14 protein-coding genes are annotated in these 16,451 nt (G+C 70.1%); 5 read left to right on the top strand and 9 right to left on the bottom strand.

What is annotated here, in order from left to right; all coding sequences use genetic code 11:
* The first annotated feature begins 35 nt into the window (after window positions 1-35).
* Complete coding sequence (fxsT, locus tag ACWGI2_RS18960; protein WP_453696428.1) at window positions 36-3,935, top strand: FxSxx-COOH system tetratricopeptide repeat protein; 3,900 nt, start codon at window positions 36-38, stop codon at window positions 3,933-3,935.
* Window positions 3,936-4,120: 185 nt separating this feature from the next.
* Here fxsT and ACWGI2_RS18955 read toward each other — a convergent pair whose 3' ends face one another.
* The 7 genes from ACWGI2_RS18955 to ACWGI2_RS18925 form a co-directional block, all read right to left on the bottom strand.
* Window positions 4,121-6,010, bottom strand: coding sequence for an aKG-HExxH-type peptide beta-hydroxylase (locus ACWGI2_RS18955; protein WP_453696427.1), 1,890 nt, complete (start codon window positions 6,008-6,010; stop codon window positions 4,121-4,123).
* 29 nt (window positions 6,011-6,039) lie between these two features.
* Window positions 6,040-6,207 (bottom strand): hypothetical protein, encoded by a 168-nt coding sequence (locus ACWGI2_RS18950; protein WP_160507013.1) that lies wholly within the window; start codon window positions 6,205-6,207, stop codon window positions 6,040-6,042.
* A 124-nt stretch (window positions 6,208-6,331) separates the two neighbouring features.
* Complete coding sequence (locus ACWGI2_RS18945) at window positions 6,332-7,402, bottom strand: effector-associated domain 2-containing protein (RefSeq protein ID WP_453696425.1); 1,071 nt, start codon at window positions 7,400-7,402, stop codon at window positions 6,332-6,334.
* Between the two features lie 11 nt (window positions 7,403-7,413).
* Window positions 7,414-7,713 carry a trypco2 family protein gene (locus ACWGI2_RS18940; protein WP_453397735.1) on the bottom strand — a complete coding sequence of 100 codons (300 nt, stop codon included), beginning with the start codon at window positions 7,711-7,713 and terminating at the stop codon, window positions 7,414-7,416.
* A 103-nt stretch (window positions 7,714-7,816) separates the two neighbouring features.
* On the bottom strand, window positions 7,817-8,224 hold the full coding sequence (locus ACWGI2_RS18935) for a rodlin (RefSeq protein WP_453397734.1): 408 nt from the start codon (window positions 8,222-8,224) through the stop codon (window positions 7,817-7,819).
* A 111-nt stretch (window positions 8,225-8,335) separates the two neighbouring features.
* A complete protein-coding gene (locus ACWGI2_RS18930) occupies window positions 8,336-9,265 on the bottom strand; it encodes an LCP family protein (protein ID WP_453696424.1) in 930 nt (309 codons plus the stop codon).
* A gap of 599 nt (window positions 9,266-9,864) precedes the next feature.
* Complete coding sequence (locus tag ACWGI2_RS18925) at window positions 9,865-10,275, bottom strand: rodlin (protein ID WP_344521470.1); 411 nt, start codon at window positions 10,273-10,275, stop codon at window positions 9,865-9,867.
* A gap of 206 nt (window positions 10,276-10,481) precedes the next feature.
* Here ACWGI2_RS18925 and ACWGI2_RS18920 point away from each other — a divergent pair, with 206 nt between their 5' ends.
* The 3 genes from ACWGI2_RS18920 (at window position 10,482) to ACWGI2_RS18910 (ending at window position 12,323) form a co-directional block, all read left to right on the top strand.
* Window positions 10,482-10,892: a rodlin gene (locus tag ACWGI2_RS18920; RefSeq protein WP_453696422.1), complete on the top strand. Its 411-nt coding sequence runs from the start codon at window positions 10,482-10,484 to the stop codon at window positions 10,890-10,892.
* Between the two features lie 209 nt (window positions 10,893-11,101).
* Window positions 11,102-11,359: a chaplin gene (locus tag ACWGI2_RS18915; RefSeq protein WP_453696420.1), complete on the top strand. Its 258-nt coding sequence runs from the start codon at window positions 11,102-11,104 to the stop codon at window positions 11,357-11,359.
* Between the two features lie 97 nt (window positions 11,360-11,456).
* Window positions 11,457-12,323, top strand: a complete 867-nt coding sequence (locus tag ACWGI2_RS18910) for a chaplin (protein ID WP_453696418.1) — start codon at window positions 11,457-11,459, stop codon at window positions 12,321-12,323.
* 189 nt (window positions 12,324-12,512) lie between these two features.
* On the opposite strand, the gene ACWGI2_RS18905 is transcribed toward ACWGI2_RS18910, so the two are convergent.
* Window positions 12,513-13,793, bottom strand: coding sequence for an NAD(P)-binding domain-containing protein (locus tag ACWGI2_RS18905; protein ID WP_453696417.1), 1,281 nt, complete (start codon window positions 13,791-13,793; stop codon window positions 12,513-12,515).
* Entirely contained in the window at window positions 13,793-15,124 is a 1,332-nt protein-coding gene (locus tag ACWGI2_RS18900) for a carboxylate--amine ligase (RefSeq protein ID WP_453696416.1), read from the bottom strand. The genes ACWGI2_RS18905 and ACWGI2_RS18900 overlap by 1 nt, the downstream gene beginning before the upstream one ends.
* A gap of 130 nt (window positions 15,125-15,254) precedes the next feature.
* Between ACWGI2_RS18900 and ACWGI2_RS18895 the strand changes: the two genes are divergently transcribed.
* Window positions 15,255-16,430: a glycoside hydrolase family 26 protein gene (locus ACWGI2_RS18895; protein ID WP_453696415.1), complete on the top strand. Its 1,176-nt coding sequence runs from the start codon at window positions 15,255-15,257 to the stop codon at window positions 16,428-16,430.
* Window positions 16,431-16,451: the final 21 nt, after the last annotated feature.

Here is a 16,451-nt window from a genome sequence, read left to right as displayed (position 1 = left end):
ATTGTCCTGGCCGCCTCGACGCCTTGAGGGCGCATATGCATGACGACGGAGGGCAGCGGCAGGGACCGGCAACGCGGGCACGTCGTGAGGCCGCGTCCGTTCTCGGCCGGCTCGGGCATCCGAGGACCGGCCAGTCGGGCAGACAGGAGCGCTCCGAAGCGGTCCTCGTCCTCGACAGCCACCTGACGATGAAGATCTGGGACCACGCTGTCGACGACCTCGTCGACGAGCTGAACCGCGAGGGTGACTTCGCGCGCGTACGCGTCCTGCGCTTACGCGGCACGGACGAGACCGACCCCGCACGCCTGGGCCCCGAGGAACCGCTCGGCAGCGCAGGAGACATGCGCCGGGTGATCCTCGTCCTCACCGACGGGCTGGCGGCCGGATGGCGGTCGGGCGCCGTCATGCCCCTGCTGCGCGCCTGGGGCCGCACCTGCCCGGTGGCCGTGGTGCATGTGCTCCCCCAGCAGCTGTGGTTCCGCACGGGCCTCGACGTCTGCCGGGTGCGGCTGCGCGCCGACCACGCCTGGGCGGCCAACAGCGCGCTCGACTGGGAGCTGCGCGAGGCCCCGGTGGAGTCACGCGACCCGGACGAACCGGAGGCCGAGGGCGACGCGGTCCTCGTGCCGGTCCTCGCCCTGACCAACCGCTGGGCCGAGGCCTGGACCCAGCTCGTCATGGGGCCGGAGCAGCGGTGGCTGGAGATGTCCGCCATCCGGGCGCGGGAGTGGAAGCGCAGGCCCGACGCCGCGCGCGCCCTGCCCTGGACGGACGACGTCCCCGACCCGCGCAGCACGGTGCCGGCCTCCGAACGCGTGTCGGACTTCCGGGCCGGCGCATCGCCCACGGCCTTCACACTGGCGACGCGCTTATCCGCCGTCCCGCTGAGCCTCCCCCTCATCCGCAAGGTCCTGGAGACCACACCGGGCGCGGGCCCGGTGCACGCGTCGGAGCTGCTGATGAGCGGCCTCGTCCGGCCCAGCGGGGAACAGGGCGACGAGGTCACGGATGTGGCGTTCTCCTTCGCTCCCGACATCCGCGAGGAGCTGCTCGCCCTGGGCCGCCGCAGCGACACCGCGCGGATCCTGCACGACGTACGCGCACTGTTGGCAGGTGACGGCACAGGGGCCCCCTCGCTGCTCCCCTCCCCCGCCGAACCGCTCGACACCCTGGCCATGCCCCGGGTGAACAGTCGCAATATCGGGTTCCTCCGCGTGGAACTCGCCGCGCTGAGAGCACTCTCAGGACGTTTCATGCAGCGCGCCGCCCTGCTGGCAGGGGTACTTGGCTGGCACGATCGTCGCTACGCAGTCAGCCTGGAGAAAAGCGGTGGAACCCCCGTCTCTCGGCCCGATCCTGAAGGAGCATCGGTGATGTCGACTACGCCCCAGCAAACGATGGAGGGGGACCGCACATCACAGCCGCGCGTCTGGGGAAACCTACCGCCTCGGAACCCCAATTTCACCGGCCGGATGGCACTCCTCGAACTCCTCGGCGAGCGTCTGAGGGAAGGCACGACCACAGTCCTGCCGGAAGCGATTCACGGCATGGGCGGCGTGGGCAAGACCCAGCTGGCCATTGAATACGCATACCGCCATCAGGCCGAGTACGACATCGTCTGGTGGATTCCCTCGGAACGGCCCGGCCAGATCGGGCAGGCGCTCGTGGAGCTGGCGGGGCGCCTCGGCCTGGAGACGAGCACCGAGGCCAATATCGCGGGCCCCGCGGTGCGCGAGGCACTGCGCGAGGGCCGTCCCTTCTCACGCTGGCTGCTGATTTTCGACAATGCCGACAACCCCGAACAGGTTCGCCATTACTTCCCCACGGGGGGCAACGGCACGATCCTGGTCACCTCGCGCAACAGGCGATGGGGCCTGGTCGGCGGCTCTCTCGAGGTGGACGTCTTCACCCGCGAGGAGAGCAAGGAACTCCTGCGCCACTCCGGCCCGCCTCTCCAGGACGACGAGGCCGACCAGCTCGCCGAGGCGCTCGGAGACCTGCCGCTCGCCCTGGAGCAGGCCGCCGCATGGCGTGCGGAGACGGGCATGCCGGCGTCCGAGTACCTCCGGCTGTTCGAGGACAAGCGCACGGAGCTCCTCGAAGTGGCCCCGCCGCCGGACTACCAACTCCCGGTCGCCGCCGCCTGGAACGTCTCCCTCGACCACCTGGAGAACCGCAGCCCGTCAGCCCTGCGGCTGCTGCAGCTCTGCTCGTACTTCGCACCCGACCCGATTTCGCGGTCCATCTTCTCCGGCCTGGGGAACAGCAGCATCTTCCCCGAGCTCGACGCGACACTGAACGACCCGATGCGGCTCGCGCGGGCCATAAGGGAGGTGAACCGCTACTCCCTCGCCCGCATCGACCACCGTACGAACTCCATCGAGATGCACCGCCTTGTTCAGCTCGTCCTGAACAACCGCATGACCCCTGAGGAGCAGTCCCGCATGCGCCATGGCGCCCACACCCTGCTGGCCGCCGCTGACCCGAAATCACCGAACAACGCGGCCAGTTGGCAGCGGTACGCGGAGCTGTACGGTCACGTGATCGCCTCCGACGCCATCAAGTCCGACCAGCCTTGGGTGCGTCAGCTCGTCATGAACATCGCCAAGTACCTCTACTACTGGGGCGACCACGAGGTCTCGCTCGACTTCTCCGAGCAGGCCTGGGACACCTGGCTGACGATCTTCGGCGAGGAGGACCAGCAGACCGTCCTCATGGGCCAGTGGCTGTGCATCATGTACCGCGTCGTCGGCCGCTACGACGACGCGGCCGCCCTGGTGGACCAGCTCAAGGGCATCTACGAACGCACCGCCCCCGCCGACCGCGAGGACACCAGGGAAGACGCCCTGGACGCGATCCAGCTCGAAGCGGCCGTACGCCGCGTCGAAGGCCACTTCGCCCTCGGCGCCGAGCTGGACGAGACCGCCTTCGAGCGGGCCCGCCGCGCGTTCGGCGAGGACGACCCCACGACGATGAACATCGCCCACAACCTCGGCGTGAGCCTGCGGCTGACCGGCGAGTTCCGCCGCGCGCTCGAACTCGACCGCCACACCCTGGGGTTGAAGATGCGGCTGTTCGGCCGCGACGACCAGCGGACCCTGGTCACGGAGAACTCCGTGGCCATCGACGTCCGCGAGACCGGGGACTACGTCGGCGCCCGCGCCCTCCAGGAAGCGGTGCTCGGCGCCTTCCGTGACGTCTTCGGCCGCGCCAATCCCTCCACGGTCGGCGTGCTGCGCCAGCTCAGCGAGTCGTACCGCAAGGAGGGCGACCACGCGCGCTCCCTGGAACTCGCCACCGAGGCCTACGCCCTGTTCACCCGGCGCTACGGCGACACCCACCCCCAGTCGCTCTCCACCGCGCTGACCCTGTCGGTGGCGCTGCGCCAGAACGGCGACCTCCAGGCGGCACGCACCCGGGGCATCAAGGCCTGCCAGGGCTACCGCAACATCTTCGACCCGCACCACCCGCACGTCCTGTCGGCCGACATCAACCTCGCGGTCACCCTGCGCCTGCTCGGGCAGCCCGACGAGGCGCGCAGGCTGAACGAGGCGGCTCTCACCTCACTCGCCGAACGGCTCGGCCCCGGCCACCCGATCTCCCTGGCCTGTGCGATCAACCTGGCGAGCGACCTGGCCGCGCTCTCCCACCACCAGGACGCGCGCAGGCGTGGCGAGACGACGCTCGCGCTCTGCCAGTCGACCTTCGGTCCCGACCACCCCACCACCCTGGCGTGCGCCAGCAACCTCGCGATGGACCTCATCGCGGTCGGGGAGGAAACCGCGGGCAACGCGCTGCGGGCCGACACCCTGGAGCGCATGGAGCGCGTGCTCGACGCTCCCCGGATCCGCGAGGAGGCGGGCCCGCACCCGGCGACCCTTCAGGCCAAGGAAGGAACGCGGGCCAACTGCGACATCGACCCGGTGTCGCTGTAACGCGAAGAGGCAGGGCCGGCTGCGGGCTTAGCGCCCGGGCCGGCCTCCTCTAGCGTCCCGGCCCAGCCACGCGGCGAGCCGCACGGCGTCCGCGCCATCGCCCGTGTCGACCCGCAACGCATCCTGCACGGCACGGGCCCACTCCGGATACCGGCACAGGAGCCAGCCGCCCGGGCCGGCCTCCTCTAGCGTCCCGTCGTCCCGCCCCGGCCCAGCCACTCGGCGAGCCGTACGGGGTCCACGCCGTCGCCCGTGCCGACCCGCAGCGCGTCCCGCACGGCACGGGCCCGCTCCGGGTACCGCCGCAGGAGCCGGGCCGCGGCACTGCCGCCCTCGTCGTCCGCATCGCCGCCTAGCGCCCGCCCCAGGCCCACCCAGGCGGTCACGGGGCCGCCGTCGCCGGTCAACCGGGCGGCGTAGGCGTCCCGGGCTCCGGCGCGGTCGCCGCGGGCCAGCAGGACGTCGGCTGCTTCGACGCCCTTGATGCCGTCCGCCGTGGCAGCGGTCTGCCGCCAGATCCCTTCGGGCTCGCTGATGAGGTAGCGGGCCAGGATGGCCGCGACGTCGAAGTGCCTGCCTTCCGGATCCGGGACGAGCTCGGGCTCGGCCGCCAGGGCGGCCGGCGGGCGGCTCTCCCCCCGCTGCCAGGCTCGTACGGCTTCTTCGACGGCCGTGACGGGAGGCCGCAGATGGTGCGCGCGCCAGCGGGCCCGGTGGTCGGCGGCGGCTTCCCCTGCCAGCTCCAGCTCCCGGTCCGGCACCTCGTCGGCCATCCACTCCGCGCACCGCTCGCGCAGCGCCTCGATGACGCGTCGGCCCAGCGGCGTCAACTGCCCATGACCGGCCACCAGATTCAGCGTGGACCACACCTGGGCACGCCACAGCGCGAACTCGAAGTGGGCCAAGGGGGCGTACGCGGCGTCGGCGGCATGCCGGTGGGCACGCCAGAAGCGGGTGACGCCCGCGAAGGCGTAGATCCCCTGCATCAGGCCGCCCAAGGGCCGCGGGTCGTCGCGCCAGGGAGCGTAGAAGAGCTCTTCCGGCTGCTCCGGGTCCGATGCCCGGCGGCTCAGCGGTTCCAGGTGCATGAGTCCGCCGAGCTTCGTGTGCTGGAACTCGTGCACCAGCGTGGCGGCGAGCTGCGCCGCGTCGTCCGGGTGGGAGGCCGTGACGCTGCCGAACGCGTCGCCCGCTGTCCCGCTGTATGGCCGGAACCGCTCCCTGGCCGACACGGGCGCCACCGACATCAGCCCAGGGCGCATCGCGTCGGCGCTCTCCGCGTCGTCGCGCAGCAGGACCTCCCACGCGGCGGCCAGCATCTCCCGCCAGCTCACGTCCTCCGAAGCCGACATGAGGGAGGGCTCGCTCGGGCGGGGGAACGTGCGGTAGGGGTCGAGCTCCTCCAGGGCCAGCCGCTTGGCGCCGTCGCCGGACCCGACGGTCACGCGGCGCACCGCGTGCCAGCCCGGACCGCTCTCCTGCCAATCGCCGGGCACGGTCACTTCGCCGCTCCCGCCGATGACCCGTAACGCCCCCTTCACGCCCTTCTCGGCCACGACTTCGGCAGTGCTCCACGGCTCGGTCACCGGAAGCACCGCGCATCCCAGCGTAGGCAGCGGCACGACGCCACGGCGCACCGGAACGGTCATCGAGAAGTCCAGGCCTGCCCGCGCTCCCGCCGCAGCGGCCAGCGCCGACAGATGCCCTGTCACCACCCACAAGGGCGCGTCCTCGTACGACTTGCCTCTGAGCCGGCGCAACGCGAGCGAGAGCCACATGCCGGTGTGCGGGCACATGAGCACGTCCTCGAACGCCTCGGGTGACTGTTTCTGAACCCGCTCGAGCAGCGCCCAGGCCGCGTCGGGCGACAGCGCCGCACCGAAGCCGAGTGGCGGATCGCTCTGGGAGAGTCCGTCGTCCAGGGCTCGCAGCATCAGCAGCCGGCGGCTCCGCTCGGCGGCGAGCAGCTCGTCCACCACGTCCTTGCCGCCCTCGCCGCGCGCGAGAGCACGGACGCCGGCCGCCGAGAGCTGGTGGAACGACAGATCCGCAGATATCGCGGACTCACCCGCCATGGGCCCTCCACCGCACCGTACCGAGCTCCTCAGTCGATGCGGTCCGGGGGGTTGTACGACACGGCGATGGCCTGGGGGCCGTCAATGTGCCGCAGGAGCTGTTCCAGCGACACGGCGATGGCCGTACCGTCCATGGAGAGCAGCGCTTCAAGAGAAACCCCCGAGAGATCTACGAGATCGGACTCGACGGCAGGCATCGATTGCTCCACGGCTGCCAAGTCCCCTCCCGCGATTCCGTGCATGCGCCATCCCTTTCCCCCTCATGATGGCCCAGCACGGCACGCTGCGAAACCCCGCGTCCGAGCCGTGCCCGACATCAAGTCAGCAGTATCGCTTGGCCAGTTGAGCCGCCTCGCGGTCGAGGCGGGCCACTTCCGTCGACTGCCCCTCCAGCAGCCGGACCGTCTCCAGGAGCTGATCGAGCGTGCCCCGGTAGCGCAGACAGGTGCGCACGATGCCGTAGATGTCCATCCTGAGTCTGGAGTCCCTCGGCCGGTTCGCGGCGATCTCCGCGTCGATGCTGGAGAGCACCAGACCCAGGCCGCTCGCGTCCTTCAGTGCAGGCACGTCCACCAACGCGTCGACAAGCCCCATGAGTTCACGCAACGGCAGGTCAGAGGGGAGTCCGGCCAGACTGGCGGGCGCCGCCGTCCCGTCCGGATCCGCTGCGGAACGGAGCCCTCCAGGCATGGGCAGACCCGCTTCCTTGTGCAGCTGTTCCAACTCGGCCGAGGACAGCGCGCCGTACCAATGTTCCACCCTGCCGGCCGCGAGCCGCCCCAGGCCGTCCGAGCGGTGGTGGGCACTGATCACACCGATCACAGCACCGCCGGACCAGACCACCGCACCGGACATCCCCTCCCAGGGCGAACGCTCCGGTTCGGGGTCCGCGCGCGGCGCGAGAACGGCCAGTTCGAGTGTGCCCTCGCGGCGGTTGGAGAGGACGGAGACGGTCCCCGAGACATGGCAGGAGTCCCTGAACTGGCTGGGGGCGCCGTCGTCGAGGAGGCGCATCCTGTCGTCCCGCAGCTTGAAACGGGGAAAGCCCATCGCGCTGACGGGCAGCACCACATCGGACTCGGGCACGGCGCCGTAACGGGGGCTCCCGACAGCCGCTCTCCCGTGCGGCGGCACGTTCATGACCTCCAGGAGCGCCATGTCCACGGCCTCGGCGAGCAGCACGACGCGTACGTCGGCGCTCCACTCCCCCGGCAGATCGGCGTCGAAGCGCACCCGCACCGACGTCACAGGTCCCGCGACCACATGTGCGGCCGTCAGCACGGACCTTTCCCCCACGCGGTAGCCGGACCCGCGCCTTCCGGGCTCTCCGCCCGGCCTCTCCACCAGTATTTCGGCGACCCGCGCCGCCTCGAGACCCTCCGACGCCGACATGGTGTCCGGGCTCAGCGCTCGCGTGCGGTCCGGTCGCCGCGGACCCAGGGCCGCTGATCGGAGCCGCGGACGCGGGGCTCCAGGCTGAGGGTCACGCGGTGGGTGGTGCTGTTCACCTGCTGGCCGGAGGCACCTGCCTCGACGACCCAGAAGCGGATCTTGCCGTCCGCGCCGGCGGTCCGCTGTACGACGAACTCCGCCTCCAGCTGCACGGCACCCAGCTCGAAACGCACTTCTTCTTCCTCGGCCGCTGCCATGGCGGCGGCGAGCTGCCCACGTAACTGCGCGATCATCTCGGCGAGTTCAATCACGCCGGGCCTCTACCCCCGGCGTGTCGCCTCCACACGGTGGAGGCGACACGAGGAGAGCCGAAGGGCCGGCCGGCACGACGACGGCCGGCCCCTGGGGGCAAGGTCAGCCGTTGCCCTGGCCGTTGCCGGAAAGCACCGGGATGTCGGACAGGATGTGCGACAGCGGCTCGTCGCCCTTGGCCTGCGTGGAGTTCTCGGTGCACTGCTGGTTCTGCGGGGCCGACAGGATCGGGATGTCCTGGACTCCGACGTTGACCAGCGCGAGGATCGACTGGACGTTCGCCTTGACCGGCACAGCGATGCAGGGCTTGTTCAGCGTGCCCTGGACGAGCGTGAGCTGGGGGCTCTGGTTGCCCTTGGTCGCGGAGTTGCCGAACGCCGTGTCGGCGCCGTTGCCGCTGAGCGACGTGGTGCCGCGATCGTCACCGATCGCCATGGCCTGGGGGGCCATGCCTGCCGAGATTCCTGCGACAGAGGCGGCAATGGCCGCGGATGCCCACAGCTTGTTCATTTTGATTCCCTTCAAGAGCGGGCTCCCTTGGCAGAGCCGCGTGATGATCAACTGCCCGACACGGTGATGGTTGCGACCTTCGACCCGGTTGGCCGAGTAATCAGACGGCCGTCAACGGCATTCCAGGGTGTCCCCCCTGACTGTCGCCGGGCTCCCGAACCGCGGCGGATCGCTCAGCCTGGCCTTCGAGTCGGGGGGCGTCAGGGGCGTGTCCCGGTTGATGGCCGCGAAGACCTTGCCGGCCTTGGCCCGGTCCCACCGGAGCGACCCGCTCTCGCTGAAGCCGCTGACCGGCACCGTGGTGAACTCCATGGACGACGCCGGGAGTCGGCCCAGCTGTGCCGCGAGCGTCAGGATCTGCTCGGTGCTGAACCCCCGGTCCACCCACGCGGCTCCGACCAGCGCCCGGCCGAGCTGCGCCGCCCGCACCGGGTCGGCCAGGACGTTCTCCGTACGTACGCTGCGCAGCGCGCCCACGAGGAAGCGCTGCTGGCGCTGGATCCGCCCGAAGTCGGCGCTCGTGTCCACGTGGCGGGAGCGGACGTACTGCAGGGACCGGCCGCCGCCCAGCAGGTGGCTGCCGGGCGCGAGGTCGAGCTTCGTGGTCTTGTCCTTGAGGGGGCGGGGCGTGCACACCCGCACGCCGCCGACCGTCTCGACGCTGTCCATGAAGCGCCGGAAGTCGAGCTGCAGATACCGGTCGACGCGGACGCCGGTCATTGCCTCGACGGTCCGCACCGACAGCGCGGGACCGCCTTCCGCGTAGGCGCCGTTGATCTTCCCCGGATGCGCCGGACGCTCCCGTCCCGTTGCCTTGTCGCGGTGCGCCGGGATCTTGGCGTAGGAGTCCCTGGGGAGGCTGACGACACTGACGTGGTCCCCCGCCTCGGAGACATGGACCAGCATGAGCGTGTCCGTGCAGTTGCAGGCGACTCCGCCCGCGTAGAACTTCCGCTTCTCCTTGCGCGTGATGGTGTCGCGGCCGTCCGTCCCCATCAGGAGGATATTCGTACCGCTTCCCTCGTTCGGTCGATTCTTCATGTCGCCGAAGGCATCGACGCGTTGGACCGGAAGCGGCAGCGCCGTGGCGTTCCCCATTCCAGCGGCAGCGGCGATCAGCAGAACCCCGGAAATGGCGATACGCAGACTTCGCGCACGCCGGGATCCGGTCGGTGAGTTGAAGTGAGTGAGCAAGCTGAACTCCGCTGCGGGGGAACCGGGGCGAAGAAACGGTAAGCCGCTCGACGCCACCGCGGAGCGCGGGATTTCATGGCGCGCACGAACAACAACTCGTTCGCCCCAATCCGTTCGGTTTCCCCGGATTCCACATCTGGAACAGATGGCTCGACACACGCCCGTCGATGGCGAGGGAACATGGCTGACTTCAAGCGTCAATGGAAGCGGCAGGGCCTCATCCCGGTGAGCAGGAATTCTCCGGAAAGCCGCGTCGATGACCCCATCTTCACGTCGTTGCAGGATTCCTGGGAAAGGCAGGGGAAAACCGTTCCCGGTCGCCCCGACCGGGAATGGAGAGCTCTCATGTCACGCGATCACTGGCCACGCGGCTGACGGCACGGGGGACGCGGAACGCGGCAGCGGGCCGCCGGTGAACGGCGGCCCGCTGTGCAATGCGTGGGGGATCAGCTGTTGCCCTTCCCGTTCCCCGAGAGGACCGGGATGTCGGAGAGGATGTGCGACAGCGGCTCGTCGCCCTTGGCCTGCGTGGAGTTCTCGGTGCACTGCTGGTTCTGCGGCGCCGACAGGATCGGGATGTCCTGGACTCCGACGTTCACCAGCGCGACGAGCGACTGGAGGTTCGCCTTGACCGGGAGACCGATGCAGGGCTTGTTCAGCGAACCCTGGATCAGCGCCATCTGCGGGCTCATGTTGCCGTAGGTGGCGGAGTTGCCGTACGCCTGCTGGGCGCCGTTGCCACTGAGAGACGTGGTGCCGTGGTCATCGCCGATGGCCATCGCCGACGGAGCTGCGGCGGCCGACATGCCGACGACGGAGACGGCAACCGCGGCTGCAGCCATACCCTTCTTGATCACAACTAATTCCCTTCTGGAGAAACCCCGTTCGCCGGAGCGCTCTGATTAACTCCACGCCCTGCGCTTAGTTGCTGCCATTCACTCTGATGGCCCAATGCGGGGCGGGTGGAGACCCCAACCGAGTGAAGCCCCGAAACTCAAACTCGCGCCGGCCGGTTGGTCAGCTCGCAGTGACTCGAGCTTCTGCCAGAAAAGGAACACACAAAATGATGAAGAAGGCTATGGCCACGGCGGCAGTTGCCGTTTCCGTCGTCGGTATGTCCGCTGCCGCGGCCCCGTCGGCACTGGCCATCGGTGACGACCACGGCACCACCTCCCTGAGCGGCAACGGATCCGAGCAGGCGTACGGCAACTCCGCGACGCACGGCAACATGAGCCCCCAGCTCTCCCTCGTCCAGGGTTCGCTGAACAAGCCCTGTGTCGGTCTCCCGGTCAAGGCGAACCTCCAGTCGCTCGTCGCGCTGGTGAACATCGGAGTCCAGGACATCCCGATCCTGTCGGCGCCGCAGAACCAGCAGTGCACCGAGAACTCCACGCAGGCCAAGGGCGATGAGCCGCTGTCGCACATCCTGAACGACATCCCGGTCCTGTCCGGGAACGGTGAGCTCAACGGCTGATCCGTCGGCGTGAGGACCGCTCGGGCTGCTCGCCTGCTTCAAGCCGGGCAGCCCGGGCGCTTCTTCATTTTTGAATGCGGTAATTCGGGTGAATTTACTGAACGGTCGAGACCGGTGGTTTCTTACCGACCCTCAACTCGTTTGCAGGCTGCGGGTCATGGTGCGAGACATCAATCAAGTGCTCGCTCGGTTTCGACTGCCAGATCGGCATGACCACAGAGAAGGGAACATCTGTGAAGCACAAGAAGAGCGCGACGATCATCGCTGGTGTCGTGATGGCCATGAGCATGGCGGCCCCCGCGTTCGCCGACGCCGGTGCCGAGGGTGCGGCCGTCGGGTCCCCGGGCGTTCTCTCCGGCAACGTCGTCCAGGTCCCGGTCCACATCCCGGTCAACCTGTGCGGCAACAGCGTGAACGTGATCGCGCTGCTGAACCCGACCTTCGGCAACACCTGCGTCAACACCTGAGGTAGCACCCAGCCACCTGGCTCTCTTTCATGGCCGGCCTTGGACAGTCGCTACGACTCCAAGGCCGGCTTTCCACTGCTCAGAGGAAGACAACTAGATGCGACAGGTCATTGGTAAAGGGATGCTCGCGACCGCGGCCGCGAGCAGCATCCTCTCCCTGTCCGGCTCGAACGCGTTCGCCGCGGGCGGGGACGCCGTGGCGGCGAATTCGCCCGGGATCTTGTCGGGGAACAACGTGCAGGCCCCCGTGGAGGTGCCGGTGAACGCCTGCGGCAACAGCGCGAACGTGGTCGGCGTGGGCAACCCCGCCATGGGCAACAACTGCGCGACCGCCGGGGGCTCCCACAAGGAGCACGCCGGTGCTCCGGAGCGCACGGCGACGCAGGAGCGAACGGCCCCCCGGTCGGACGACGGAGCGGGTTACGGCCACACTCCGGAGAGGGACGCGTACTCGGGCACGCACGCGGGCACCCAGTCGCTGGCCCGGAGCGAGGCCGCCAACTCGCCGGGCATCGGCTCGGGCAACAACGCGCAGGCGCCCGCTGACGTTCCGGTCAACGCCTGCGGCAACACCGTGGACGTGGTCGGCCTGCTCAACCCGGCCGGCGGCAACGGCTGCGCCAACGGAGCGGCCGCGCCGACTCCCCCGGGGCACGGGCACGAGACGCCTCCCTCGCACGAGACGCCGCCTTCGCACGAGACGCCTCCGCGGGCCGTCGAGCCGCCGAACGAGCGCGCCGTCCCGCCGGGGAAGGCCGGCCAGCAGCAGCCGCAGTACGTCGCGTCGTCGACCTCGACCGCTCGGCAGCTGCCGTCGGCCGCCCACGAGGCGCCGCACGCCGCCACTGGGCTCGCCGCGACCGGAAGCGACCAGGACCTCCTGGCCGCCGCAGCCGCGAGCGCCGCTCTGCTGGTCGGCGGAGGGATCCTGTACCGCCGCGGGTTCGCCTCATCGCGCCGCTAGCGCCCCGGACATGCCGCTGGCGGGGAAGAGACACCCGAGGGTCTCTTCCCCGCCAGAACGGGAGGGGGGCCGGCCCGCGAAGGGGGGTGTTGCCGACCTACGGCGAAGACGCCGACGGCTGGCGGAGGGCAACCAGGCCCGTCCCATGACGACAGAGTCCACCACCTGAGCCGTGGACGAAGAACCGATTCACCCGTTCGCCGACGGCATCACCTGATCGAGTTCCCGAGAGGTGAGGTTCCCACTCGGTGCTTGACGGACAGGGGCGTCGAGCGGCCCCCGCCGCAGGCTGCGGCGAACGCCCCGTACCAGCCGACGCGCCGTGAAGGACGCCCCGTGCACGAAGCGCATGGCCGGGCCGAAGCTGGACGCCGTCACCAGGCCCGCAAGGAACAGACCGGGGTACGAGGACTCGAACTCGGCGGAGGCGCAGGGCTCGTCGGCGGCGTTCACCGCCAGGCTGCCGCGCACGTCCGGGGCCAGCAGTCCGAGGCGGGCGCTCGTGGCCTTGAAGCCGGTGGCCGCGATGACGTGGTCGGTGTCGAAGTCCGGGCCCCCGCTCGCGTTGCGCACGGTCGCGAGCCGCACCCGGCCCGCCGCGACCGACGCCGTGACGACCTCGTGGTCGAGCAGCACCTCGACGCGTGACTCGACCCGGTCGCGCACCCACCAGGCCCCCGCCGGGCCGAGCGCCGACGCCGAGACGCGGGTGCGCGTGGCCTCGGGAAGCCGCCGGAAGCCGCCCGGCACCTCGGAGTAGAACCAGTTGCGCCATCCGCAGCCGAGGCCGCTGTGCGGAGCGCGGGCGGACTGCCACCACGGGCGCTTCCACGCCGGGGGCACGCTGTTCCAGCTCAGCTGGTGCGACCGGGCGAGCACGCGCACGCGGGTTCCCTGTTCGGCGAGGAGCGCCGCGGTCTCCAGAGCCGCCTGGCCCCCGCCGATCACGGTGACGTCCCGGTCGCGGAAGCGGTCCAGGTCCCGGTGGTGGCTGCTGTGCGAGACGTGCTCCCTGCCGAGCCCGTGCAGCGCCGAGGGGATCTCGACGAAGGGGATCACCCCGACGGCCAGCGCCACCGTGCGGCCGCGCATGGCCTGTCCGTCGTCGGTGACCACCTCGAAGCCCCCGGGGCACGCGCCGACCGACGCCACCATGCGTTCGTCGACGTCCGGTACGGCGTGCCGCGCGAACCACAGGCCGTACGAGGCGAACGTCTCCACGGAGATCGGTTCGCCGTGCCGGGCCCGCATGCCGTTGCGCTCGCAGTACGCGGCGAGGCCGTAGCGGCGCCTCGGGTCGGAGAGGTTCGACGCCCAGGGCTCCGACTTCAGGAACATCCCTTGCGGCATGTGGTCGCGCCAGGACGCCATGGGCCTGCCGAAGACGCGTACGTCGAGGCCCGCATCGGCGGCGTGTGACGCGATGGAGAGCCCGTAGGGGCCGGCTCCGACAACCAACAGGTCGTACATCAGCGACTGCTCGCTCTCTCGTCTTCGGTACGGGCGTCGTCGGCGCGCCCTGAGCTGTCGGGCGCGCCCGCCTGGCGCACCATCCGCACCCGCACCCCCTCCCCCGGTGGCCCGGCGGGACGCACCGTCCGCCGCAGCCTGCCGAGCAGCCGCCGCGTGACATGCCGGCACCACAGCACCCACATGGCGAGCGCGGGCGCCATGTCGTCGCGTGCGTGCCAGGCAAGCTCACGGCGGTGTGACGCGGTGGAGGTCAGCCCCGCCGTCAGCAGGACGCGCAGGGCGGCCAGCGGGGAGTAGTTCTCCACGACGAACGAGCGGCCCGGGAGTACGGCGGCGGTGGGCAGCGGCCGGTGTGTCATGTCCAGGTGCTGGGCGCGCACCACGTCCAGGTCGGCCCCGTCGGCGAAGAGCCGGAACTGGGCGCCGGGCCGCGGGTTGAAGTCGAGCAGGCAGTGCTCGCCGGTCGCGGAGTCCACCCGGAAGTCGAGGTCGAAGATCCCCCGGTAGCCCAGCGTTTCGACCAGTCTCTCCACGCCGGCCCGCAGGCCCGGGTCGGGCGTCCACTCGCCCACCGCCGTCAGGCCCGCCCCGCGCGGCCAGGCGCGGTGCTTGCGGCCCGAGCCGCCGCCGCGCACGGCCCCCGCCCGGTCGGCGTAGCCGTGGACGAACCAGTCGCGGCCGGGTCCGTCCGGCAGGAAGGCCTGCAGCAGGAGGCGGCTGCCCGCCTCCTCGCTCCGCCGGTGGAGCTCCTGGGCCTGGCCCGCCGACCGCACCAGGACCGTGCTGCGCAGATCCGTGCCGCCGGGGACCAGCCACGGGCGGCTCCACTTCGCCACCGCGGGGAGCCCCAACTTCCGTACGGCGGCGGCTGCTTGTGCCGGTGTTTCCGGCATGAGCGTCACCGGGTGGGGGATGCCGGCCAAGGCGCACAGCTGGGCAAGCGTCGCCTTGTCGGCCACCCGTTCCGCGAGTCCGCTCGCCTGGTCCGGCAGGAGGTAGATGTCGGCCAGTTCTTTCTGCAGGCGCCCGATGGCGAGGGCGCCCGCGTCGTCCATCGGAATGAGCACGGCCGGCCTGCCCACCCGGTGGGAGATGCGGCGCAGTACGGCGGAGATTTCCTGGAGTGGCGCGCCCGGCGGCGGCGGAGGGTGCGTCTGGTGCAGATAGCGGGATCTGCGCACCGGGCTCTCCGCGGAATCCGCGGCCGCCACGTGCACCTCCACTCCCGCACGGCCCAATGACCGGACAGCTCCGAGCGTGCCGTGATGAAAAGGGTTCCGGTCGATCCGCAGCAGAACAGCGGGGACCCGGGTGTCGAGAGTTAGCACGGCCAAATTCTCTCAATTCGATCCTCCATGCGGGCGATGGGCACACCCAAAGGATTAGGGGCTCGATTGGCGCAATAGAAATACATATGACTGAGTGTCAGTAGACGGAGGAGCAGCATGAGGAGCGGCCATGGCCTTGCAGAGACGCCGGACCATCAGTAAACGGCCGGCATTGATTGCCACCGGAATCGTCGTATCGGCAGCGCTCGCCGTCGGCCCCGGCTACGCGTGGGGAGTCGGTCAGGACCCGGTCCCGACCCCGGCCGTGCCGACGACCCCGGCCGTCCCGACGACCCCGGCCACCACCCCCGCGTTCGGGGCCTACCTCACCTACGGGCCCCAGGGCGTGGAGCGCATGGCCGAGCTCAGCCAATGGCTGGGCGGCGCCGAGCTGCGCGTGGGGCACACCTATCTGCCGGGCGACCGGTGGAGCAATATCGAGGGGGCGCCGAACTTCCTCGAGAGCTGGGCTCAGTGGCGGCGCGAGAAGGACGACCGGCTCTTCGTGCTCAACGTCCCCATGATGGAGCGCAACGAGGACCACGTCGGCGACTGGGAGGTCCGTTCACTGCTCCGCCGCGGCGCCGCGGGCGATTTCGACCAGCATTACCGCGCCCTCGCCGAGCGGCTCGTGAAGCTCAAGATTCCGGACACCGTGGTGGTGCTCGGCTGGGAGATGAACGGCACCACGTACACCCATCGATGTGGTCCCGACCCGGAATCCTGGAAGAAGTACTGGAAACGCATCGTCACGACGATGCGTTCGGTGCCCGGCCAGAAGTTCAAGTTCGACTTCACGCCGAACAGGGGCCGGGACGCCATTCCGTGGACGCAGTGTTATCCGGGTGACGACGTCGTGGACATCGTCGGCATGGACTCGTACGACCAGCCGACGGGCACGGATTTCGCCGAGCAGGTCAGCGAGCCGTATGGCTTGAAAGAGCATGTGGAATTCGCCAAGGCCCACGGCAAGGAGATCTCCTACCCGGAGTGGGGCCTTTTCCGAAACGGCGACAACGACGAGTACATGCGGAAGATGCTCGCCTGGATGGACGAGCACAAACCGCTCTACAACACCGTCACCGACTACTGCCCGCATGGCGTGTGGCAGTGCGAGGACAATCCCAAGTCGTCCAAGGCCTACCGTTCCCTGCTCTTCGGCCGTACGGGCACCGAGCCGACCACCCCGGAGCCGACGAAGCCCACGACACCGCCGAACTGTTCCCCGCTGAACCTGGGCGACTGGGTCGAGCACTGGCTGGGCGGCAAGCTGTGCATGCGCCTCGACTGGTACAAGCGGCCGTAAGCAGGCGCCGGTCAGGGGCTG

Source organism: Streptomyces sp. NPDC054866 (genome assembly GCF_053610745.1).
Note: the sequence above shows the minus strand (reverse complement) of the source record. Positions and strands in the feature narration are given on the sequence as shown.

What these genes read in the sequence shown, in the direction of transcription:
- fxsT (WP_453696428.1), top strand. Translation starts at nt 36, where the DNA reads ATGCATGACGACGGAGGGCAGCGGCAGGGACCGGCAACGCGGGCACGT.
- ACWGI2_RS18955 (WP_453696427.1), bottom strand. Translation starts at nt 6,010, where the DNA reads ATGGCGGGTGAGTCCGCGATATCTGCGGATCTGTCGTTCCACCAGCTC.
- ACWGI2_RS18950 (WP_160507013.1), bottom strand. Translation starts at nt 6,207, where the DNA reads ATGCCTGCCGTCGAGTCCGATCTCGTAGATCTCTCGGGGGTTTCTCTT.
- ACWGI2_RS18945 (WP_453696425.1), bottom strand. Translation starts at nt 7,402, where the DNA reads ATGTCGGCGTCGGAGGGTCTCGAGGCGGCGCGGGTCGCCGAAATACTG.
- ACWGI2_RS18935 (WP_453397734.1), bottom strand. Translation starts at nt 8,224, where the DNA reads ATGAACAAGCTGTGGGCATCCGCGGCCATTGCCGCCTCTGTCGCAGGA.
- ACWGI2_RS18930 (WP_453696424.1), bottom strand. Translation starts at nt 9,265, where the DNA reads ATGAAGAATCGACCGAACGAGGGAAGCGGTACGAATATCCTCCTGATG.
- ACWGI2_RS18920 (WP_453696422.1), top strand. Translation starts at nt 10,482, where the DNA reads ATGATGAAGAAGGCTATGGCCACGGCGGCAGTTGCCGTTTCCGTCGTC.
- ACWGI2_RS18915 (WP_453696420.1), top strand. Translation starts at nt 11,102, where the DNA reads ATGACCACAGAGAAGGGAACATCTGTGAAGCACAAGAAGAGCGCGACG.
- ACWGI2_RS18910 (WP_453696418.1), top strand. Translation starts at nt 11,457, where the DNA reads ATGCGACAGGTCATTGGTAAAGGGATGCTCGCGACCGCGGCCGCGAGC.
- ACWGI2_RS18905 (WP_453696417.1), bottom strand. Translation starts at nt 13,793, where the DNA reads ATGTACGACCTGTTGGTTGTCGGAGCCGGCCCCTACGGGCTCTCCATC.
- ACWGI2_RS18895 (WP_453696415.1), top strand. Translation starts at nt 15,255, where the DNA reads ATGGCCTTGCAGAGACGCCGGACCATCAGTAAACGGCCGGCATTGATT.